This is a genomic window from Myroides sp. N17-2, from assembly GCF_002286775.1.
Lineage (GTDB): Bacteria > Bacteroidota > Bacteroidia > Flavobacteriales > Flavobacteriaceae > Flavobacterium.
In genome coordinates this window covers 67,642-91,198 of sequence record NZ_NSGJ01000014.1, presented here as the reverse complement: position 1 = coordinate 91,198, position 23,557 = coordinate 67,642, and the positions used below count along the sequence as shown (strand labels likewise).

The following is a 23,557-nucleotide window of genomic DNA, read 5'->3' as shown; positions in this document are numbered from 1 at the left end:
AAAAAAGACAGCATGCACTTCGCTGTCTTTTTTCGTTTCTATACATTGCAGAGATATAAGAACTTCTATTATAGAAAACCATATTAAATACCAAAAGGCTATTCCATTACAGAATAGCCTTTTGCTTTATAGTGTGTTCAAAAGAGATTACTTTACTTTCTCATCAGTTAAGTCAAATCCCCAATCTTTACCTTTCATAGTAGCAGGAACTCCTTTTACCATCCATACAGGTGCTTTACCATCTTTTAGATAATAGTCAAAGAACTGCTGTTGACGAATCTGAATGTCTTTTCTATTTTGACGTTTCATTAAGTTGTGTTCATCTCCATTATAGTTAAGCATCCATGCTGGTTTACCTAAACGTCTTAATGCCATAAACATTTCAATACCTTGGTACCATGGCACTGCTCCATCATTATCATTAGCCATAATAACTACAGGAGTTTTGACATTAGGCATCTTAAATAACGGTGAGTTTTCAACATATAAGTCATACCCTTCCCACAGTGTTTTACCTATTCTACTTTGAGTCTTTTCATATTGGAACTGACGACTCATACCACTTTGCCAACGGATACCTCCGTAAGCAGATGTCATATTCGCTACTGGAGCACCAGACCAAGCTGCTGCATACATATCAGTCACAGTAATCAAATGTGCTACTTGATAACCTCCCCAACTTTGACCTTGGATAGCGATCTTCTCCCCATTCACCCAACTATTCTTCTTTAGATGCTCTACTCCAGAGTTAATATACTCTTCGGCAGATTTACCTGGTTGTCCATCTACATAGCTAATATCTGGTGTGAATACTAAATAACCATTACTCACAAAGAATGGAATATTCAAACGAGATGGCGTAGGTGCAGGTGACTCATATCTATTTAAATTATCAGATACCTTCTCATAGAAGTACACGATCATCGGGTACTTTTTAGTAGGGTCAAAACCTTCTGGCTTAAATAATACTCCTGTAGAAGTATATCCCTTAGGTGTAGTCCACTCTACTAATTCATTCGTTCCCCAGATATAGTCTTTTTGTTGTTGATTAATATCACTTAATTGAGTAGCAGTCGCTAGATTCTCTGTGATAAATAAGTTAGTAGGCTCTACAAAAGATCCTTTTACATACCCATACACATTAGCATCCTTCGCTTTAAACAATGAACTATATCCACTATAAGCATCCATCGAAACTTGCTTCAATGCAGTAGCATTATTAATCTCTGTAGTAAAGAACCCAGCTTCTTTATTCTTCTCATTAAACGCAGCTAAGATTAACTGTTCTGTTCTACTGAAAGAACGCTTTTCTTCATCTAATTTTAAGATGTCGAATGCGATATTATTTTGACGACCATATCCGTTGGTAATCATTCTCGGTGCTTTATTGCTTTTTAAATAAAACTCCCAGATATCAAAACGGTCTCTAATCAATACAGACTCATCATTATCAGTCCAAGCTTGAATACCATAAGCTGAAGCATTATCAGGCATATCGAAAGTCTCATCAGCAAATGATACTGTTAATCCCTTATTTAATTGCTTAGTGATTTTAGTCTTTACATCATAAGCATACCAATTCTTCTCCTCACTATTATAGTACACAACAGCCGTTCCCTTAGGAGATATACGCGCTGAACCAGGCAAGTCTGCAACTACTTCAACCTCTTTCCCTGTAGTAACATCTACAATATAATAAGACGCTACTCCTGAGATATCCCACTGTCTCTCTACTCTACGACCAAAGTCTGATGAATTAAATACAATGTTTGCATTTCCTTCATCAACTAACTGCGTATTGTTAACTTTATCATTTGCTAAAGTAATCAACTTGCTTTTATCCTTTAGGTTGATAGTTGCTAAGAAACTCTTTTTAAGATCTTTATCTAAGTTCACTAATTGTTGTGGTTGGATATAGTCTTCGCTATAATGCCATACGTCAACTACTGCATGATCATCAGCAATTAATGTAGTGTCTTTAGCGATAGGCTGTGGTGCTATACCAAGATATAAACGTCCACCATTCTTACTAAACTTAGGTTTATTATTCTCTGATACGACCCAATCTTTTGGCATACCTTTAATGGTATTAGAAGCTAATACAGTAGCACCAGTCGTAAGGTTAGTATAGTATAATTCGTATTTCTTTACTAATACTTTCTCTTCATCATTTGTACCAATGAATACCAATTGTTTTCCAGTTTCATCAAAAGAGAACTGCGTATATTTACCATTTCCTTCAAGTAAAGTCTTTACAGCTTTAGTCTTTAAATCAACAACAAAAACTCCGAAAGGCCCTTTAGCAACTTCCTCTTTAGCTGTTGCTTCTGTTGTAGTAGCTACTTCTTTATTTTCTTCCTTCTTGTTCTCGTCCTTTTTATCTTCTTTCTTATCGTCCTTTTTCTTCTCTGCAGGATCTTTCGTAACGAAGACTAAGTATTGACCATTAGCATCAAAGTAATAATCAGTAACATTTTTATATGATAGCTTCTCACCTGTCACTAGGTTTTCAAAGACTAACTCTAGTGGAGCGTCTTTTCCTGGTTTTTTAGCTGCAGGCTTTTTAGCATCCTTTTTATCTTTAGCTTTAGTAGTATCCTTAACTGGCTCTAATAAATAAGCTAAATAATCACCTTTCTTCTCCGGTACTTTAAATGACTTGATATCTGACTTCTTAGTTAAAGCTCCTGTTTTTAGGTTATAAATCCCTAAAGAGTCTTTCGCTATCTCATCTTCTTTCTTTTTCTTATTCTTCACTGCTTTTAAATCAGCATATGTAGGGCAAATAGAGAATACAGAGAAATTAGACGTCCCAGTGAATACAGGCTTTTCTCCCCTAGGAACAGTGATTTGTTTTGTCTTTTTAGCTGTAGAGATGTAAAGTGTTTTATCTCCTTCTTGAGGGTTCACTTGATACAATACCCACTCTCCATTATTAGAGAATGACTTCTCACCTATACTTTGCCATCCGTCATAGACAGTATGGTCCAAAGGTTTTTTTTGTGCGTGGGATGTAAGGGTACCCAGCACAAAAAGACCTAATCCTAACTGTTTCCAGAAATAGCTAGGAGTAGATCTTTTTGATTGTTTTGTTGTTTGTGGTAATCTCATATTACGTTAGTTAATTTACGGTTCGGAAGTTACCGCAAATTTACTATATCACCAAACAACGCCTATAATTGGTTGCTTTCTTGCAATTCTCTAATGCGTTTCTTGCTAATTTTTCCAACACTTGTCTTCGGAATATCCTTTACAAACACAAATCTATCTGGAATAGCCCATTTATTAATAACAGCCTTATCTACATAGGTTTGCATGTGTTGTTTTAACTGTTCCTCTGTGATTACCTCCCCTTCTTTAACTACTACTAAGGCAAATGGTCTTTCTCCCCATTTCTCATCTGGTATCCCTACAACTGCAACATCTAATATGCCATGATAACTACCTATCATCTCTTCTAAAGCAAGAGATGACATCCACTCTCCTCCAGTTTTAATCACATCTTTAGAGCGATCAACTATTTTTACGTCATTATTAGCATCTATCCAAGCGATATCTCCAGTGTGTAAATACCCTCCTTCCCACAGTTCTTCACTCTTAGCCTTATCTTTATAATAGCCCATCGTTAGGTATGGAGCACGCACTACTAATTCTCCTAAGGACTTTCCATCTTTAGGTACTTCTTTCCCTTGTTCATCTACAATCTTTAAATCTACTAATAAAGCAGCCCTACCAGTCATAGTTCTAATGTTTAGTTGAGACTCTAAGTCATCTTTGATAGTTTCTAATGATAGATAAGAGGTAGTTAATAATGGGCAAGTCTCAGACATACCATACCCTGTAATGACGGATATCCCTCTCTCCATTGCTCGACGAGCTAGAGGTTTACTAAGTGCAGATCCTCCTACTAATACACTCCAATTAGAAAAATCAATATCATTAGCTTCAGGGCTAGTCAGAAGCATATTTAAGATAGTTGGTACGCAATGAGATATGGTTGGTTTCTCTTTTCTAAAAATCTTCAAGAAACTTACAGGTTCAAACTTGCCGACATATACTTGTTTTAAGCTTAGAGCTGTAGCTGCGTAAGGAAGACCCCAAGCGTGGACATGGAACATCGGCGTCAATGGTAAATACACATCTTTTGAATTTATCTTAAACGCTTCGTTCATTAGAGATAATACACTCATTTCTACCATCGTATGAAGCACTAACTGTCTGTGTGTAAAATACACTGCTTTAGGAGCACCCGTTGTACCTGTTGTATAGAATAATGTTGCAACTGCTTCTTCTGAGAAATCGGGGAAAGTATATTCACTAGATGATGATGTTACTAAATCATCGAAATAACCACTAATCGATAGTGATGTATCCACAATATTGTTATTATTTCTGATTACAATGATTTTTTTCACTGTTGTCATCTTATCCTTTATCGATTCAATTATAGGTAAGAAATCCTCGTGAACAACTAATACCTCATCCTCTGCATGATTAATGGTATACAACATTTGTTCTGGTGCTAGGCGCCAATTGACTGTATGTAATACATTCCCTGTAATAGGTACTGCAAAGTAATTCATCAGATAGCGATGACTATCATAATCTATGACTCCTACCACACTTCCTCCTTCAAGACCAAGGTCATTGTACAAGTTACACAACTGTTTGATGCGCTTATATAACTCATAATAATCGAACCTTTCCTTATCTTTATAAACTATCTCGTGCTGAGGATTTACTCTAAGAGAATTCTCTAAGAGATCTTTTATCAATAGTTGATAGGAATGAGCATTACTAGCTGATTCAATTGTTTTAATTTTCATAATTATGGTATTTGTTGGTTATCCACAATATACTGAAAAATAATCACCACCGCAATACTTACTATTTAGCTATCAATACGATATACAGCAACAACGTCTATATAGCGTATAAAAAAAGCCCTGTAAACAAATTGTTCACAGGGCTTACTATATGTTTATAACAAATCTAACTTCTTAATGAAACGATGAATTCTTCCACATCCGAGTCAAAGGTTGTCTCTTGAATCAATTCTAATGCGTATTTAGTCATTTTCTTAAAATGAGCCTTAGAGAAACTTCTTCCTCCGAAACTCTCTTTACAAAAATCACCTATGATACCGAAGACTCCATTCACTTCGTCCATAGTTACCTCTTTCTGGTCTGCATATCTACCTCTTAATACAGCAGCTCCAACATAAGCTCCAATCTTAACAACTAAGTCTGTATCTAAAATCCCTTTCTTATCTGCTAAATAAAATAACTCATCTAAATTATGATGTAATAGCGTTTTAATATCCATATTCTCTAACTCTCTAATTTATGCAAAGGTAAAAAGAAAACTACAGATATACTTAGAGCCTGTTTAAATTCGTCTATGTATTTTATTTAGCTACTTATTAGAATCAGATATAGGTAAAGAAAAAAAGGTATCACAACGACCTGTCATGATACCATTTTAATTATAATTCTATGTTATACAACTTCATTTTGTTATATAGAGTCTTTCTGTCTATCCCCAATACTTGAGCAGCTTTCGTTTTATTGAACTTAACTTTCTCTAGAGCTGTGCGGATTACCTGTTCTTCATTACGAGAAGAGAATAACTTCAAATCATCTTCAACAGATTCACTAGAGTTAGTCATCATCATACTTTCTGATTTAGGAACGAGTATCTCTTGTGGTAATACATCTTTTTCGATGATATCCCCACGAGTCAAAAGAACAGAACGTTTAATAATATTCTTCATCTCCCTTAAGTTACCTGGCCAATCATAAGTTAAGAATATACATTCTACTTCTGATGAGAATTTCTTTACCGTCTTCTCTAGTTCTATATTTGATTCATTCAAGAAGTGTGTAGCGAACATTAAGATATCTGCGCCACGATCAGCTAATCTAGGAGCGACGATACCAAACTCATTTAATCTGTGGTATAAATCCTCTCTAAACTCACCATCTCTAACTGCTTTAGGCAAATCTTCATTCGTAGCTGCGATAACTCTAATATCTACATCTATTTCATTACTACTACCTACAGGTTTTACTTTGCGTTCTTGTAATGCACGAAGCAATTGTACTTGGACTTCATAAGATAAGTTACCTACTTCATCTAGGAATATTGTTCCTCCATTAGCTGCCTCAAAGTGACCTACTTTATCATTAACTGCCCCTGTAAAAGATCCTTTAATATGTCCAAAGAACTCACTAGAAGCTAGATCCTTTGGTATAGCACCACAGTCTACTGCGATATATGGTTTATCTTTTCTCTTGCTTTTTAAATGAATAGAGTGTGCGATATTCTCTTTACCTGTACCACTGTCTCCTATAATCAAAACAGACATATTAGTAGGAGCTACTAAATCAATATACTCGTGCAGTTGAGTCGAAACATTACTCTCTCCTCGCACATAATCTAATTCGTCTACTACTTCAACATCATCATTAGTAGTTACAACTGCAGCCTTTGTTTTTGGTTTGACAGTTTCTCCACTTTCTAGACTAGCTTTTCTCTCTAGTGCCTGTTTTATAGTCAAAAGTATTTCGTCTGGATTAATCGGCTTAGCAACATAATCAAATGCTCCTAGCTTCATCGCATTCACTGCTGTCTTAATTTCAGTATAGCCAGTCATTAAAATAACTTGGGCTGTTCTACATTTTGATTTTATATATTTTAGCAGTTCTAAGCCATTACTATCAGGCAATCGAACATCAGTAAGAACAATATCATAGCACCCTTCGTTGATGCATTGCTCCGCTTCTGTACTACTAAATGCATTAGAAACTATATAACCTTTCTTTGTCAAAAAAGTTTTTAGCATTTCGCAAAAAGGAACGTCATCATCTATTACCAGAATCTTGTGACTCATATTATCAAATTTTAAGTGCTAAATGCAAATTTAAACTTTTTATTATTCATTCCCTATTTCGTTATAAAATTAACCTTTTAGAAACAACAAAAGGGAGCCTGAGCTCCCTATTTGTTTGAAGATTTCTCTTCTTCACCTTACTAACGATCTAACCTGTTACCTCTCGGTAACATAACTTTTTAAATAAACACTTAAATTTTCTTTTTCAAAAGCAGTCAGTCTTTCGACCTTTTCACTTTTTTTATAACACCTTACTGTAATAGTATATATACAAAATCGTGCCAAACCCAATAAACACGAAGACGAACAACATACACACCTTATTTACAATACATTATATAAATAAAAAAAATGCTCCCCAATTTTCCACACTAGGAAAAATTGAGGAGCATTCTGTGTATTGTTTCCACATTTATTAGAATGGATACCCAATAGCGAAGTTAAACATCAAGTTATCTTTTCGCCATTTGCTATCTCCAAACTTAATATCATCTACCACCCATTGTTCTCCTGACTTATTATAAGGTACTCTTAATGGAAATGCAAAGTCAAAACGCAACACTAAGAATGTTACATCAAAACGCAAACCTGCTCCAGCTCCTACAGCAAAATCATTTAGGAAGTCTCCGCTAAACTTTCCACCAGGTCTATCTGATACATCATTCAAGTTCCAAATATTCCCTGCATCAACAAATAAAGCACCGTGAACTATACTAAATAGTTTCTTACGATACTCTAAGTTCATCTCTATTATCATATCTCCAGATTGGTCAGGAATGAACTTAGCATTATTAATACTTGGATCAAATGACCCTGGTCCTAATGTACGCGCTCTAAATGCTCTAATACTATTCGATCCTCCTACATAAAATTGTTTTGTATAAGGCATATTCTTAGAGTTACCATATGCTACTCCTACTCCTGCGTGTACTCTACTAACTAATTGTGCTGTCTTGCTCAATTTTAAATAATGTCTAAAGTCATGTTCAGTCTTCACATATTGACTAAACGGCACATCTAATATACGTTTCTCCTTATCCTTATCTACATTAGCCCCCATTAACAACCCAGTCAAATTAGCCGAAAAATCTAACGACCCTCTATAGTAGATGGTGCTTTTCTTATATTTTTTAGCTGTATTAGTGAAGGTATAGGTGTAACTAGGTCCGAACGTCAACTGCTTATCTAACACCCTCTCTAAAGAAGGATTACCTGCTGCATATTCTTTATAGTAATCTGTTATATGACCAGGTCTAACATAGTTAACATCCATCACTTTTAGATCGTGCTCTCTATAAGCACTTTGTTTCCATAAATATCCCCATGAAGCTTTAAATGATTGTAGTGAATACAACTGACTTCTCTCTAAATACTCTCCTCCTAATATCGCTCTTGTCTTAGGGATATAAGCAGTTGTAGATGAGATATTAAATGGAGATATCAGTTTAGGCCAAGTAAGACTAGTTTCTAGACCAAACTTATACACATTGTAGCCGTTATTTCCACCTGACATCTGAAAATCAGCTCCTCCATAAGCAGACACAGAAAATACCTCGGCTCCTTTCATAAAGTTCTTATTACTCCAGTTTAGATTAAGCTCTGCTCCATTATAACTAGCCGAGTTCATCTTACCTAATAGTTCTAGACGTATCGCTTTAGGGTTATCAGGAGTAAGGAAATAATAAGCATTCAGCTTGTGATTTAAACTGTCCGATATCTCAAATTGATTCTTCACAAACTTAAATACACCAAGACTAACTAATCTATTTAATGATAAGTTATGGTCATTCCTATTATATACTTCTCCTTGTTTTAAATGAATAGCGTTGTCAAAAATAGAAGACTTAAACTTTCCTTTAGGATCTACTATTGTAAAATCTTTATACGTTTTAGCGGAATCTAAAGCTTCTTTATAGTTACCATCTGACAACACATAGTCAGAGAATATGAATATCTTATCTATCGTATAAGGTGCTAATGCTAGTTTAGGTGTGTTGTCCTTTACCTTTAAGAACAAATCGACCTCATGATTACCAACTGTACTATCAACCTGAACTAACAAGTCATCTGCACTAAAGAAATAATACCCTTTATTCTTTAAATAATTATCAAAGCGCGTACGCTCTTCTTTTATATTATCAAGATCATAAGCTCTTCCTTTTCTTAGTCTAGTGAAGCGCATTCCTTTATTCAACATTTTATTAATCTCTGTTGAATCTCTAACAAATGTAAACTCACGTATTTTATATTGCCCTCCAGGAGTCACCGTGTATTGAATACCTTTCTTTTTTGAACTAGGCATTACTGTATCGTATGCCACATTCACATTAAAATAACCTTGATTCTCTAATCGATTTGAAAGAATCGCACTATTCTTTTCTATATCTACTTGATCAAATAATACAGGAGCTTCCCCCATTTTATTTCTCATCCATCGACGTAGCTTATTACTCTTCTCTGGATCTCCAGCCATATTATAAAAAAACAACTTAGGGTGCATTCCTAAAAAAGAGGCATTAGGTATCGGACGCATTAATCCACTCAGTTCTTCATTCATCGCTGCCTTCTTAGCTTTAGTCAATGAATCTCCTTCGAAGACTAACTTCGTTCCAGAATATAAGTATTCCTCATCACCTAAATGACGCGTTGTATTACATGAGAATAAAGATATAAACGCAACACATCCTACTAATCCATAATATAACCTACTCTGCTTTAGCCTCATCTCTCAACTGTTTTTTTAATTGTCTCTTATCTTTACTACGCTCAAATAATTCTTTAAATCTCTCATAACTCATCGTGATGATAAACCCGACTCCTGTCTCAACTACTTGTCCTTGTATAGCAACTTCATAAATATTCTTTCTGTATACTTTCACTAGATATCTTCCATCTTGAGATAGTGCATATTCTAATTCTATATCACCAGCTATATTAGCAGCTTGTTCGTTCTGACGGGTATTTCCCTCAACTTCAAAACTACTACCCACAGTCACTTTTAATCGATCTGCAAATAAGCGTTTAGATACAGCTACATTAAGGTCTGTCCTATTTTCTCTACTTCCTGTTGAAAAATCCTCAGAAGATTCTAAATTAAAGTTAAGTTCAACTCCTGCTATTAGATTACCCGCAAAATTATTTAACTGATCTGATAACAGTCTGCTTACACTCTGTCTAGCCATAGAACCTGCTGTCATTCCCCCTGCACTACTCTCAAACGGGTTCTCTCCAATGAATCTATTCAATAACAACAGAGCAAATACCTGCTTATTCATCTCAGACTCATTCTGTCTTAATTGCTCTAACTTCGTTTTAGTATTACTTAATACATCACCTGACACACTTGTTATTCCCTCTTTTAATTGTACATCAAAAGAAATCTCTGGTTTAAGCAACTCCCCCTTCATTTTTAGCAAAGCTTGGAATGGTATCTTTTGCTTATACATATTCTGTTGAGTAGGTGATAATCCACTTAACTGATTACCTAATAAATCAATAGGTGCTGTCTTAGTTTCATAGATAGCCGTTAAGCTTAGGTTCGCGTCCGTAGGATCTCCTGCCCACACAATATAACTTCCCTTCTCTATATCAAACTTCCTCTTCATCATATTAAATGACAAATCATATGATCCTTGAGAGAACTCATACCTTCCAGCTAAAGTAACTTTACCAGAAGGATCTATTCCTCCCACTAAATCTCCTTCACCTTTTAGGATTATCTTATCTCCACTAGATTTATCCATAATCATAGTGAATGTAGCTTCTTTATCTACCTTGATAGAAATAGATACATCTAATCCTTTTAATGCAGATGTATTAAAATCATCTTGATACTTTTGCATTTCAGCAAGCTGTAAACTGTGTTCATCTACAAACTCTACAATTCCTTCTCTATCTGCAATACTAGGATCTTCTTGTGGTAGTACAAATGAGAAATCGGTCTTCTTACCTATCTCTATACCACCCGTAACTATTGGTTTATTTAAATCTCCTTTTATCTTAATATCACTATCAAACACAAGTTTCCCATAGTACATATCATTATCTTTAGAAGTAGAATTAACTGCTTTAAAGTCTAATGCTTTAATGCTTAGATTAAATACAAAGTCTTTATATGTCTTTGTTAATACTTGCCCATCTACAACTAATAGATTACCATCTACATCAGTAATACTGAATTTATCTAACTCAATACCTCTATCTGTAAACGATATCTTCTCATTAATCTTTTTAAAGTCAGCATTCAGTTGATTTACGTGAAACCCTACATTATTAAAGTCCATAGCTCCTAATATCTTAGGATCTGTAAACTTACCACCTATCTTAAAATCTCCTGAGAAATAGCCCTCTGTCTCTGAGATATGCTCTTTTGCGAAGTACTCAAATGCCGCCATCTGAAGTTTCGCTAGACTTAATCTCATATCCATCTCTTGTGTATCTGCATCAGCCCAACCGTTGATAGATACCTTATTTTCTCCACCTTGAAGTGTTATATCTGTAATAAACTTACTTGCACTTTCATTTTTAACTCCCACATGTAGATCTCCTAAACCAATCTCCATCACGTGTAGTTTAGTAATATCTATATCTGATATAAACCTAAAGTCTGTTGCTAAGTCTTTTAAATACACTTCTCCATTAATAAATCCACTCGCTAATAACACATCCTTTTTAATCATTTTAGTCAATGTCTCGATACTAAAATCATTAAATGACAACTTTAATGGACTATTAGGTTCTTCTGATTTAGAAGCTATTTCTAAAGCGCTTTTATCATGAGATAATTTGAAGTTACTGACATAAAATCCTTTTGGTTCCATGACAAACTTATTATCAGGATTAACTACCCACTTCTGATAATCTAACATAAAACCATCTGGATGTAATCTAGCGATGATATCCCCATCCTTAGTACTCACATCTCCAGCTATTAAATAACACGGAGCTCCTGTCTTATCTTTTAGATTGAAGTTATAGTTAAGACGGTTATTCTGAATATCCCCTTCTAAACTTAAACGTCTAAGAGCAACACTAGCATTCGCTACTCTCTCTACACCTAAAGCATAAGTTAAAGCACCATCTACTGGTTTTACATCTACTGAAATAGTATTAATCTCATTCTCGCCATACTGAATAGCAGGAATAACACCACTTAAACTAATAAAATTAGTACCTGATTCATATCTTCCCTTAAAGCTAATAGGCTGTAATTCCTTTAACTCTGGTACCAAAGAATGAATCATAGAATTATCTTTTACTTGCAGATTATAAGTAAAATAATGATTTAACTCTCCTAATTTAGCTTTATTAATAGCCTCTTCTTTTCTCTCTTTGTCATCATCAGTATCAAAGTAACTCTTAAAGGTATTCGTTAATAAATCACCTAATAGCGTCAACTTATACTGACCTTGCATATTAAAATCAATTAAATCAGAATTTAATTCAAGCGACTTCTGATTACCATCTGTAACTGCTGTGATTGTTATAGGTTGTAAACTTAATACCTTGTCTTCTACACTATATGAAAGGTTACTAACTTTGATATTTCCATCTAGATCATCAGGTATGATATTATTTAACTTTGTATCTATTCTTCCCTTAAATACTGATGGAGTATCCATTAACTTTAATTGATATAAATCTATATGCTTAAGATCAGCTAATAAATCTAAACTAATACTATAGTCTCCTACTATTCCACTAGCATCAATAATGAAGTTTAAATTCGGATCTTCATTAATAGAGTTAATTTTGTAATTCCCATTATCTAAAGTAGCATTAACTTTAAGATTGTTATAATTATATCCGTTATACTCAGCTTTATCAACTTTAAGTTCTCCTTTAAGATTTGCTTTTTCAGGTTTAAAGCCTACACCTGATACATTAGCAGACATAGTCAGTGTACCGATAGAATCATTCTTTAGAATCTGACCTAACTTTAATTCGTTCAATGTCGCTTCTACAGAGTACTTCTCTTTCCCTTTATAACGTTGATCTAAAAATGCCTTTAATGTAGCATTCCCTGAAGTAGTTTTTAAAGCAAGTTGAGTTTGTATTGTATTCTTATTCCCTTTCACATTTCCAGAAAGAAATATATGAGCAGGTACAGCTATATTAGCAGGTATCATACCTTTAGGAGTAATACTAAATATATCCTTTGCTGAAGTCTGAAACTTATTTATATTCAGATTGACAATAGCAGTTTCAGGCTTAGTAGCCCCTTTCACATTTCCTTCCACATTAATCTCAGTAGAGTGTAACCCTGTCATTAAGAACTTCTCTATAGACAAATCCCCTATTAACCCTTTTACGACTACATCTATTGAAAGATCTTTCTGATTTAAGTTGCTTAAGCCAGCTTGTTCAAATACACTCGGCATAGCCAAATAAATATCTTTCAACCCCAAATGCGAGTTTTGTATATTCACATCTAACGAAGTATTTTCAAGATCCTCAGTAAGTTTATTGACATCTTTATAATTTAATACCACATTGGCATCAAACTTCGAATGAGGTGTTTCTAGTATAAAATCTTTGATAAAGGCTGTTTGATCACCATAAAGGAAGTAAGTCTTAAACTTATCTAACTGTAATCCGCTCTTTTCTTTAAACGAAAAGCCTTCTAGATTTCCCGTTATGGTATTAGGAGAGAACTGAAAGTCCTTTAAATCAAAATTAATATCTGTAAACTCAACGTGATTAGGATCTAAACCATAAGCAAGTGGCTTAAAGTTAGCATTGTCAAACTTAACATCTATCGAATTTAAAGAGAATTGTTTTATCCCAAGCTTCCAAGGCGTTCCCGCTTCTTTTACGACCTCTTTTTCTTCTTTAGTGCCTGGTTTAGCTACTGCTACCTCTTCTTTCTTTAAAAGCAATGGTAGCAAGTGCACTAACGCTTTCGTATCATCTAAGCGTATTTCTTTAATATCTATCTGTTGATTGATTAAATCGATATGATCAAATGTCGTTTGGAAGCTTCCTAATGCTACACTAGCATAGATCTTACTATCCTCATCGTCAAACTTTATTTTACTATCTGTCCACTCTATCGTACCTAAATCTATGGAAGGTAATACAGCCTCACTCTTCTGTTCCTCCACAGGTGGTACAGGAACCGCTTGATTAGAAGCCAATGAGGCAGGCTTCTTTTTATAATCTAAGTTAATCCCATTAATCGCTATTTTAGGAATAGCGAACTTCATTTGATCTAAATCAAACTGCTTAAATCTCGTGATAAACTTTTTTAGTCCAAACTTAACGTGATGACCATCATAGTCATCATTATACTTCACATCGATATTACTAAGACTTATCTCACCAACATCAATCTTCATAGAGCCACTATCCTCCTTATCTTCTTCTTCAGAGGCAAAGGCTTCTATGATATAATCAAAGTTAAAACGCCCTAAACTATCGCGTTTCACATCTGCTTTAAGCCCATCTAGCTGTACACTATTTACATTAACAGAACTCTTTAGCAGTGCAAATAAACTAATATCGACACCTAAATGGTCTGTATATAACAATGTATCGCGCTGCTGAGACTCAATGTATAGATTCTTAACTACTATTTTCTTAGGAAATGCAATTTCAATTCTTTCCAACGAAACAGGAGTTCCAATCTTATCTTGCACATACGTAATCGCTATATCCTTCGCTTTATTCTGGACATAAGGTACCTGTATCGCTACGATGAGAACTAATAGTAGAATGAATAAACTAAGCAAGAACCAGCCTAGTATCTTACCTACTTTAATTGTTATCTTCTTCAAAACAAATTTTTTATTCAAAAATAACAAAAATCACCCCTAACTAAAAACGATAATCAAATATAAAGCAAAAAAGTTTGGGCAAAAAAAAATCTCCAACACGGAGATCAATAGTTTAAAAGAAAAAAATGGCAAGCTACCTACATCGCACCGCTACAACCTCGGACCTTTGCTGCGTTCCCACCCTGGAGGATTAAGAGGGAGCTGGTCGTGTAGGACTTGCCGTTGCAAATATACAACGCTTTTTTATTTTTGCAAGCTTTTTCAACTATTCACATTAGATTTGTATATTGTATCAAATTAAAAATTACACATGAAAAAATATAACATTCTAATTCCGTTAGTATTAGGAGTAGCTTTTATGAGCTGTTCAAACAAAAAAAATTTAGAAAAAAATGTTCTTTCGATTGAAACTGGACATCTAAAGCAACTATATAAGGGGAATGAGGACATAAAACTAAGTCTAAAAACAACCGAAAACGCCCAAGTTGACTCAGTAGTTTATTTCTTCAATGACAAAAAAGTAGGTGCTTCTTTAAAGAATGACATCTTAAATTTGAATCTAAAACAACAAAAACTTGGTAAAACAGTAATCAAAGCTGTGGCTTATGCTGATACTGCTAACAAAGAATTTACAACCAACATAGAAATTACTGCTCCAAATGCTCCTGTTTTCTATACCTATAAAATAGTAAATACTTACCCTCACGATCAAGAAGCATATACACAAGGATTGGAGTTTTACAACGGAATTTTATATGAAAGTACAGGTAATGGTGAAGGTGGTGGTACTACCCAATCTGGTAGAGGTACTGGTAAAAAAGGAATCTCTAGCGTACGCCAAGTAGATTATAAAACAGGTAAAATAATAAAGATACACAATCAACCCGCAAATATATTCGGCGAAGGATGTACTATCCTTAATAATAAATTATACCAACTGACATATCAGAATAATGAAGCTTATGTCTTTAATCCGGAGACATTAGTACAAGAGAAAACACTACCTTACTTTCAGAAGATGGAAGGATGGGGACTGACTAATGATGGTAAGCATCTATATATGAATGGTGGTACAGAGTTTATCTATAAACTAGACCCTGAGACGTTTAAAGAAGTAGATAGAATAAGTGTATACACAGACAAGAATGCCATACCTCACGCTAACGAATTAGAATGGGTAGATGGTAAGATATATGCTAACTTCTATGCTCAAAACGCAGTTGCTGTAATAGATCCAAACACTGGAGCTATAGAGGCTGTCATAGACTTTAGTAACTTAGTTAATCTAACAACATACCACGATGATAGAGATGTAATGAATGGTATAGCTTATAACCCTCAGACGAAAACTTTCTTCTTAACTGGGAAGAACTGGGATAAGATGTTCGAAGTACAAATTATTAAGTAGTGTTGAGTGATTAGTAATCATTCAACTGAATAAACCTAAATACAAAAAATGCTGACCTCGGTCAGCATTTTTTTATTCATACAGGCTCACGCCATTTACATCTGTAGTCAATACATCTGACATATAGTCAAACAGTGGTCTCATCGCTATAAACGTCTTAAGTACCTCCTCTTTAAAATTAGGCGCTAACACCTCTTTATCTGTAAAAGAACGCATCACTAAATACTGCTTCTTGCGCAATAAATCTATTGCAGGGTGTTCCTTATCAAATCCCTTAGGTGCAGTCTTTAATTCTTCTCCTTGCAGTTCGCCAAAGTACTTCTGGAACTGCTCCTCTGCTATAATTGCCCTCAGTTCACTATCATCCATCTCTATCTCCTTGCGGATACGAAGTAGATCATCTTTATTCGGTTCCCAAAATCCTCCACCTACGAAGCTACTTCCTGGCTCTATATTCAGGTAATACCCACCTCTCAGCATTGGCTTAGTACGTCCTAAGTGCAATCCAAAGTATGTTTTATAAGGTGTCTTATCTTTAGCGAAACGCACATCTCTATAGATACGGTGCACATGCAGTAGATCTATACTATCGTGCTGTAACATCTCATCGTGTACCTCTTTAAAAAAACCTTTTACCTCCCCAAATAGTTTATCAAATTCAGCCTTATTCTCTGCAAACCAAGGCTTGTTATTATTCTCACCTAAAGTGACTAAAAAGTCTATATGTTCTTTCTTCAATTGTTTCATAATCTCGTTTTTAATTCTTGCCAATGCCTCACCTTTTCTGACAAGCTCATTCTAGCATTTGCACCACTTGGCGAGGGTAAAGTTACTAAAGTCACACCACTTACCTCCCCTATGTATTTTGTAAAGTACTGTTTTGCCTTCTGACTAGAGAATACAAGCGTCATAATATTGGGATATTCTACTAACAATCCCTTAATATCATTAGCCTCCTCCCCTATAATATCACTATCTAAGCTACTCTTGCGTTCACAAGACTGTAATACATCCCATAGCGCAATATTCTTCCGCTTTACTAATGCTAACTTGTCAGTATATAAATCACTGTACTCCTCTTCAAATACCACAAATAATATCTTCCAAAACACATTCTGTCTATTGCCATAATACTCCTGTTGTTCTAAAGATTTAATACTCGGCATCGTACCTAATATCAATACCTTAGAATCAGTACACACCACAGGCTTAAACGAATGTATCCTACTCTGTTCTATCATATTACCAAAGATACTATAATTCCTTTCATACCAATAACAAGGAATGAGTCCAAGCTGATTTTGCTAAAATTTATAACAATCTAATATTTAACTAACAAAAAGTAATAGCTATTTTGTTCTAAATAAATCACTAGCACTTTTTTATTATTCCTCTAAAAAAGACCTGATCTATCTTCTATTTTTTCAAAATAGGCTCATTTTTTTCAAATGAACAGCTTGTTTTTACTTTTTTTTGTCAAAACCTAAAAAAAACAACTCATTTTTTAAGTCAAAATCCTACCCGTTAAAAATATAACAAGATAATAATCAACAGATTAATATAATAAAAGCAAAAGCATCTAAAACCATAATACACGTCTTTAGCCCAGTATTTACAAGGCTTATGCGCGGCTTGTTGGACAATACAAGGACAATAAGCAGTGAATAGTGGGGGAAAAGACCTCTTTGCCCAAGAAATCTCCTTTTATACTCCCGTTATTCTCCACTTATTCTCCGTCTACTCCCTACCTGTTATAACTCTTGGCAGTATACAGTTCTTCACAACTATCTTAAAAGATTACTGTTAACAAAGTTTAACCCAAAATCAGCGATAGACAGATAAGCGAAAAGTAATTATACAAAATAGGTCTGAATTAGTGATTTCAGCATACTATAGTATGGTTATAGCGCTAATGAAAGACCTATGAAGTAGAATTGCTTTGTAGTATTTGGCTAATGCTGATTTTGGGTTTAATAGGATAATTAATTAGCTTTAATCTGTACACAGCTATTCGCTTTCTAAAGAAAAATCAACCTTAGAGAGTACGTGATACTAATTAAAAAATGGGAATTATAAATGCGCTTGACGATAAACTAAGGGTGACTGCCCACTATGCTTCTTAAAATAGCGACAAAAACTTGTCGCATCAAGAAACTGAAGCTCCTCAGCGATCAAGTAAATTGGCTTATCTGTAGCTATTAAATACGATTGAGCTTGAGTGATGACTAACTCATTTATAATAACAGATACAGTCTTTCCAGTCTGTTTTCGAACTAATGTCGTTAGGTATTTTGGCGTTAGTTTTAACTGGTCTGCGTAGTAGTGAACAGTGCGTTCTGTCAGATAGTGTTGATGTACTAAGTTGTACAATCTAAATATTGTAGTCTCTTTTTTAGAACTTGGTTTTAAGTTTACCTCATCTTGCTCATAAAATCGATTAATATGCGCTATTAATGAATACAGCACATACTTCATCGCATCACTGTGAAACACAGAGTTAGCATACTGAAGATTCTCTAATAACAAGTAAAAATAATCTTTAAAAACCTGTTGGTTACCTGCTGATAAATGAACAATAGGATGACGTACTAGTTCGTTTAAAAACTGATAATTAGTAGGTAAAACAAGATCTTTAATTACGTCAAAGTAGAATAACACACATAAATACTTCCCCTTCCTTTCAGAAGCAGGAATAGAAAATATACGCTGTGGAAATATGGTAAGCAATGACCCCGATCGGAATTCTTCTACTCCGTTATTTACCTTTATAGCGGTATTTCCCTCTAAACAATAAGAGAGTAATATACCCTTCTCGGTATATTCTTTGGTCAGAAAAGCATTGGGAACAATGCTATCTGACACCATAACTTCGATAGGAATAAACTCTGCCATATTTACCTTATTTAATAATACAAAGTTAACATTAAAAACAACCTATTGCACATTAATAAAACAATACTGTAAATACAAAATAATGCTATTATACAGAACTTTGCAATAAATAAACAAATGTTATGACAAGTAAATCAGTACAAATAAAAGACAATACGTATACCTTACATATCGGATACCAAGAAAGCGAAAACTTGCGAAAAGAGTTTAATAGACTGACTAATGAGGTGTGGGAATTTGACTTTGAGAACTTCTACCAATCGGGATATTGGGGAGAGGATTGTATTATTTTTTCGCTGTTTCAAGAAGAAAGGATTGTGTCACATATTACCTTAAGCATATTTGAAACGACGATAGCAAATCAAACCGTAAAGATAGGGCAATTAGGCACTGTGATGACGGATCCAGACTACCAACACAAAGGACTTTCAAGATTCTTATTAGAGTATATTGAAACAGAGTACAAGAGTATATTATCAGGTTACTTTCTATTTGCTAATGATACCGTATTAGACTTCTATCCTAAGTTTGGATATACTGCCATAGAAGAATATCAAGCCACATGGAATGCTAATATTCAAGTACCTAACACATCTCTTTTAGAGAAATTAGATTTAGACAACCCTGTATCACTTGCCTTGTTTCAAGACTATGTAGAGAACGGCTACACCTATAATACATTAAATACAGCTAATACGGGATTAACCTTCTTCTACTGTTATGCTAATCTAGACTTTGGGTTTAAAGACTCGGTATACTATAGCACTGATTTAGAAACTGTAGTTATCTATCAACAAGAAGAAGACAGCGTCACTATCTATGCCATTTATCAAAAGAACCATACTCTAAGACAGCTTGACGAGATAGTGAATGTTTGTTGTTCGGAAGATACAAAAAAAGTCTACTTCGCTTTTTCACCCGAAACAGAAAAAGCAACTTATAGCCTATACAAAGAAGAAGAGGATATCACGCTAATGGCAACGAAAGAATTAATACACTTATTCGCTGACAAACAAAAAATGATAGCTTCGCTATCTCATACTTAATACAAAAATAAATAGAGGAGTATCTCACCTGAAATACTCCTCTATTATATTATTCCATAAAAGCCTCTGGATACTCCACTATTCCGTTAATTCCTTTTAGTCCATCAGGTATTAATTCACAAGCCATACAATTCTCATCTGGTACATCAAATGGCAAGCTGATATTATAATACTTCGTTTGTTTATACCCAAACTTAGGATAATAATCTGCGTGTCCTAAAAGCACCACTGAAGTATGTCCTAATGCTTTAGCACGTTTATGTGCCTCTGTTATCAATGCTCCTCCGATACCTTTACCTTGGTAAGTTGGCAAAACAGCTACAGGGGCTAAGGCAAGTGACTCATAGGTATCAGTTGCATTCACTATCTTTAACTTTGTCAGTAGAATATAGCCTACAACTACTCCATCCTGTTCATAAACTAATGACAATTCAGGAACAAAAGCATCTGACAGTCTCAAGCGTTCTACTAAAAACTGTTCTCTGTGATCACTTAATTCTTCTGTCTCAAAAGCTTTTTCTATTAACTCAAAAACTGCTTTGTGATCTTTTGGTAGTTCTTCTCTTATTTGGATGTTCATCTCCTATTCATTTATTTAATTGACAATAACAGTAGAGTACCTCAGCGTTATTCCTCTTTCTTGTTTAATACCCCTTGTGCCTGTAATATCGCCATCGCATTCATCTCTTTTAATCCTTGAGTATATACATACTTTAGAACAGTCGACAAGAAGTTCATACTAACTTGTATCGCTTCAGATAATGATTGCCCCAAAGTCAACTGAGCTGATAGTACTCCTGTAAACAAGTCTCCTGTACCCACTACTTCTACAGGGATATTCTCTGAATAGAAGTGCGTCAGAACACCCTTATCTATTAAGATTACCTCCACCTGATGATTCACATTCTCAGATAGCTCTGCCGTGGTTAATACTATCTGCTTCTTTGATAATAAAGGATGAGATTTCACTGCATCTATCAATTCTCTCTCATTTGCAATCTTACTTCCTAAAAGATACTCTAACTCAAAGTGATTAGGCGTAAGAATATCACTCAATGGTAGTAACTTCTCCATCGAGTAATCTGCTTGCTCCTTAGGGATGTACAAACCATCTGTACGTGTATCCCCAAAAACAGGGTCATAGATATATGTAATGTTATTCTGCTTCTTCAGCTCTTGAATAAGTAGAGCTGTAGCATCTATGATTTCTTGGCTTTTTAAATAACCACTTATTGCGTATTGCGTCAGTTTAGCAGTTTCTATTTCTAGTACGCCTTGAGCAAGTTTATTAAACAACTCCTTACTTACGGCTTCGCCATAATATACAGGCTTATCTGTATGACTTGATAATAATATCGTAGGTATCGCTACACAGTTAATACCGTGAAGCTGGATAGCAAAGCTCGCTGAATTATTCCCTACATATCCTGTAGATACTGTACTCTGTATTGATATTATATGTGGTTCTATTGTATTCATAATGATAGTCAAATACCTAAGTAGATTTACTCAAGTATTCTTATATTTAGTTACCACAAAATTACAACTATAATTGCCAATAGAGATAGTCCAGTTTAATGAAAAAAGCACTCTTGCCCTAAAATAACTAAAACTAATAAAGCAGAATGTAATTCTACTTTATTCTACTACCTTAAATCTGCAGATAACGTTTAAACGAGAATAAATTATACAAAACAGAGTAAAATTAGAGATTAATGCACACTGTAGTGTGCTTTTAGAGCTAATTGAAGCTATGCGAAGTAGAATTTATTCGCAGTAAATGGTAGTTGCAGATTTAAGGTATTATTAAGGTATCAGTTTTTCTTCTCTTAATCTTTCAAACAGATCTATAAACGAATCTATTGTGCTTTTATATTCGCTAAAGCCAAGCTTTCTACTTTTAGACATATCTGTTAATACTTCTATTGGACGTCCGAGATCTGCATCCGTATGCCAAGGAGAAACTAATTTAGTTAATGGAATGGCTTGTAGCTCATTGTTATCTATAATACGTTGCCATACTTCAGCTTTGGTTAATAGATGTGGTTCAAGAGGTTTTATGCTTCCATTATACCCTTCGAATGGTACATTAAAGTAGTTGGCTATTTCTTCCCACAGCCACTTCCATCTAAACACATCTCCATTAGTCACATTAAACGCTTGGTTCTTGGCAGTATCTGTTGTTGATGCCCAGATTAATTGTTTGGCTAATACAGTTGCGTCCGTTACATCAGATATCCCATTCCACTGCGCTTCTGAACCCGGCCATACCATAGCCAGTCCCTCCTCTTTACATATATTAGCATATACAGCTAAGGTAATTCCCATATTCATCAGATTACCTACTGCATGCCCTACCAAGGTATGTGGGCGGTGTATACTCCAGGTAAAACCGTCACGTACTGAAGCATGATACACTTCGTCTTCCTGTGCATAATAAAAGTTCTCTAAATTTAAACGAGGATGTTCTTCACGAACTGGTGTAATAGGTAATACGCCAGTATTCACATAAGACTCAAAAGGTCCTAAGTAATGTTTTAAGCCCGTAACTAAGGCTACGTGCTTTACTGATTGTTTAGGAGCTAAAACATCTAAGACGTTTCTAACTAATGTCGCATTGACTACTATATTCTCTGCTTCTGTATTCTTACGCATCCATGTCGTAAAAAACACATGTGTAGGATTAACCTCTTTTAAGGCTATAATTAAACCTTCTTTATCTAATAGATCGGCTGCTACTGATATTACTCCCATTACAACTTCTTTTGGGTTTTTAGCCAATCCATAAACTCCCCAACCTTGAGTGATTAACTCTTTAGCCAAATTACTACCTGCTAATCCTGTTACCCCAACGACTAATGCTATGTTCTTCATAATTAAATTCTTTGAGAACAAAATTACAATAGACACAGTAGCTACGCATTGATATAGATTAACGCTTTCTCTTGATTTAGATCAAGGCATTACTTCATTTTATTCTTAATACGGCTTACTGTTTCAGGTGTAAGCCCAAGATAAGAGGCTAACAAATGCTGTGGAATACGATCCACTAACTCTGGATAACAAGTCAATACTTGTGTATATTTCTCCTCTGCATTAAAGGCAATATTACTGAGTATGCGTCTGTCTTTAGTTGCTAAGCTACGCTCGTATAATATTCTAAAATACGTACTCATCACAGGCATAGTTATCATCATCAAATCATACTTCTCCTTGGATAAGAGTAGTAGTTCCGCATCTTCTACAGCTTCGATATTTAGTATTCCTTTTTCACCTGTGTAAAAGCTATAAGAATCTGCCATCCACCAACCTTCCCAACCGATGAAGTTGATTGTTTCTACGCCCTTCTCATCTATCACATAAGATTTTAGAACTCCTGAAGAGATAAACGCCATATATTTACACACCTCTCCTTCTTGCAATAAGTATTGTCTCTTGCGCAATTTCTTAACTATAAAGTACTCCTCTAACTGTGTCTTTTCTTGATCCGTTAGAGTTACTTTTTCTTGGATATGTTGAAGTAATAATTTGAACATCTGATGCT

15 protein-coding genes and 1 other RNA gene are annotated in these 23,557 nt (G+C 34.8%); 2 read left to right on the top strand and 14 right to left on the bottom strand.

What is annotated here, in order from left to right; translation table 11 throughout:
• Nucleotides 1–147: 147 nt before the first annotated feature.
• The 7 genes from CF599_RS08005 to ffs form a co-directional block, all read right to left on the bottom strand.
• Entirely contained in the window at nucleotides 148–3,111 is a 2,964-nt protein-coding gene (locus CF599_RS08005) for a prolyl oligopeptidase family serine peptidase (protein WP_121965512.1), read from the bottom strand.
• 62 nt (nucleotides 3,112–3,173) lie between these two features.
• A complete protein-coding gene (locus CF599_RS08000; RefSeq protein ID WP_121965511.1) occupies nucleotides 3,174–4,826 on the bottom strand; it encodes a fatty acid--CoA ligase in 1,653 nt (550 codons plus the stop codon).
• 166 nt (nucleotides 4,827–4,992) lie between these two features.
• Nucleotides 4,993–5,325, bottom strand: a complete 333-nt coding sequence (locus tag CF599_RS07995; RefSeq protein ID WP_121965510.1) for a hypothetical protein — start codon at nucleotides 5,323–5,325, stop codon at nucleotides 4,993–4,995.
• 160 nt (nucleotides 5,326–5,485) lie between these two features.
• Nucleotides 5,486–6,892 carry a sigma-54 dependent transcriptional regulator gene (locus CF599_RS07990; protein WP_121965509.1) on the bottom strand — a complete coding sequence of 469 codons (1,407 nt, stop codon included), beginning with the start codon at nucleotides 6,890–6,892 and terminating at the stop codon, nucleotides 5,486–5,488.
• A gap of 415 nt (nucleotides 6,893–7,307) precedes the next feature.
• A complete protein-coding gene (locus CF599_RS07985) occupies nucleotides 7,308–9,617 on the bottom strand; it encodes a BamA/TamA family outer membrane protein (RefSeq protein ID WP_121965508.1) in 2,310 nt (769 codons plus the stop codon).
• Nucleotides 9,598–14,667 carry a translocation/assembly module TamB gene (locus CF599_RS07980; RefSeq protein WP_121965507.1) on the bottom strand — a complete coding sequence of 1,690 codons (5,070 nt, stop codon included), beginning with the start codon at nucleotides 14,665–14,667 and terminating at the stop codon, nucleotides 9,598–9,600. Before CF599_RS07980 ends, CF599_RS07985 begins: the two co-directional genes overlap by 20 nt.
• Nucleotides 14,668–14,790: 123 nt before the next feature.
• An RNA gene (gene ffs / locus CF599_RS07975) (signal recognition particle sRNA small type) lies at nucleotides 14,791–14,889 on the bottom strand.
• 88 nt (nucleotides 14,890–14,977) lie between these two features.
• Between ffs and CF599_RS07970 the strand changes: the two genes are divergently transcribed.
• A complete protein-coding gene (locus tag CF599_RS07970; protein ID WP_121965506.1) occupies nucleotides 14,978–16,075 on the top strand; it encodes a glutaminyl-peptide cyclotransferase in 1,098 nt (365 codons plus the stop codon).
• Between the two features lie 72 nt (nucleotides 16,076–16,147).
• Here the strand turns inward: CF599_RS07970 and CF599_RS07965 are convergent, their stop codons facing one another.
• The 3 genes from CF599_RS07965 to CF599_RS07950 form a co-directional block, all read right to left on the bottom strand.
• Nucleotides 16,148–16,822, bottom strand: coding sequence for a DUF2461 domain-containing protein (locus CF599_RS07965; RefSeq protein WP_121965505.1), 675 nt, complete (start codon nucleotides 16,820–16,822; stop codon nucleotides 16,148–16,150).
• Nucleotides 16,819–17,316, bottom strand: a complete 498-nt coding sequence (locus CF599_RS07960; RefSeq protein WP_121965504.1) for a DNA-deoxyinosine glycosylase — start codon at nucleotides 17,314–17,316, stop codon at nucleotides 16,819–16,821. The genes CF599_RS07965 and CF599_RS07960 overlap by 4 nt, the downstream gene beginning before the upstream one ends.
• A gap of 829 nt (nucleotides 17,317–18,145) precedes the next feature.
• Nucleotides 18,146–18,967, bottom strand: a complete 822-nt coding sequence (locus CF599_RS07950; RefSeq protein WP_121965503.1) for an AraC family transcriptional regulator — start codon at nucleotides 18,965–18,967, stop codon at nucleotides 18,146–18,148.
• A 122-nt stretch (nucleotides 18,968–19,089) separates the two neighbouring features.
• Between CF599_RS07950 and CF599_RS07945 the strand changes: the two genes are divergently transcribed.
• A complete protein-coding gene (locus CF599_RS07945; RefSeq protein ID WP_121965502.1) occupies nucleotides 19,090–20,013 on the top strand; it encodes a GNAT family N-acetyltransferase in 924 nt (307 codons plus the stop codon).
• A gap of 49 nt (nucleotides 20,014–20,062) precedes the next feature.
• Here CF599_RS07945 and CF599_RS07940 read toward each other — a convergent pair whose 3' ends face one another.
• The 4 genes from CF599_RS07940 to CF599_RS07925 all read right to left on the bottom strand — a co-directional run bounded on the left by CF599_RS07940 (nucleotide 20,063) and on the right by CF599_RS07925 (nucleotide 23,549).
• Nucleotides 20,063–20,593 (bottom strand): GNAT family N-acetyltransferase, encoded by a 531-nt coding sequence (locus CF599_RS07940; protein WP_173835524.1) that lies wholly within the window; start codon nucleotides 20,591–20,593, stop codon nucleotides 20,063–20,065.
• Nucleotides 20,594–20,640: 47 nt separating this feature from the next.
• Nucleotides 20,641–21,492, bottom strand: a complete 852-nt coding sequence (gene pdxY / locus CF599_RS07935; protein WP_254050257.1) for a pyridoxal kinase — start codon at nucleotides 21,490–21,492, stop codon at nucleotides 20,641–20,643.
• A 327-nt stretch (nucleotides 21,493–21,819) separates the two neighbouring features.
• A complete protein-coding gene (locus tag CF599_RS07930; RefSeq protein WP_121965501.1) occupies nucleotides 21,820–22,887 on the bottom strand; it encodes an SDR family oxidoreductase in 1,068 nt (355 codons plus the stop codon).
• 89 nt (nucleotides 22,888–22,976) lie between these two features.
• Nucleotides 22,977–23,549 (bottom strand): Crp/Fnr family transcriptional regulator, encoded by a 573-nt coding sequence (locus CF599_RS07925; RefSeq protein WP_121965500.1) that lies wholly within the window; start codon nucleotides 23,547–23,549, stop codon nucleotides 22,977–22,979.
• Nucleotides 23,550–23,557: the final 8 nt, after the last annotated feature.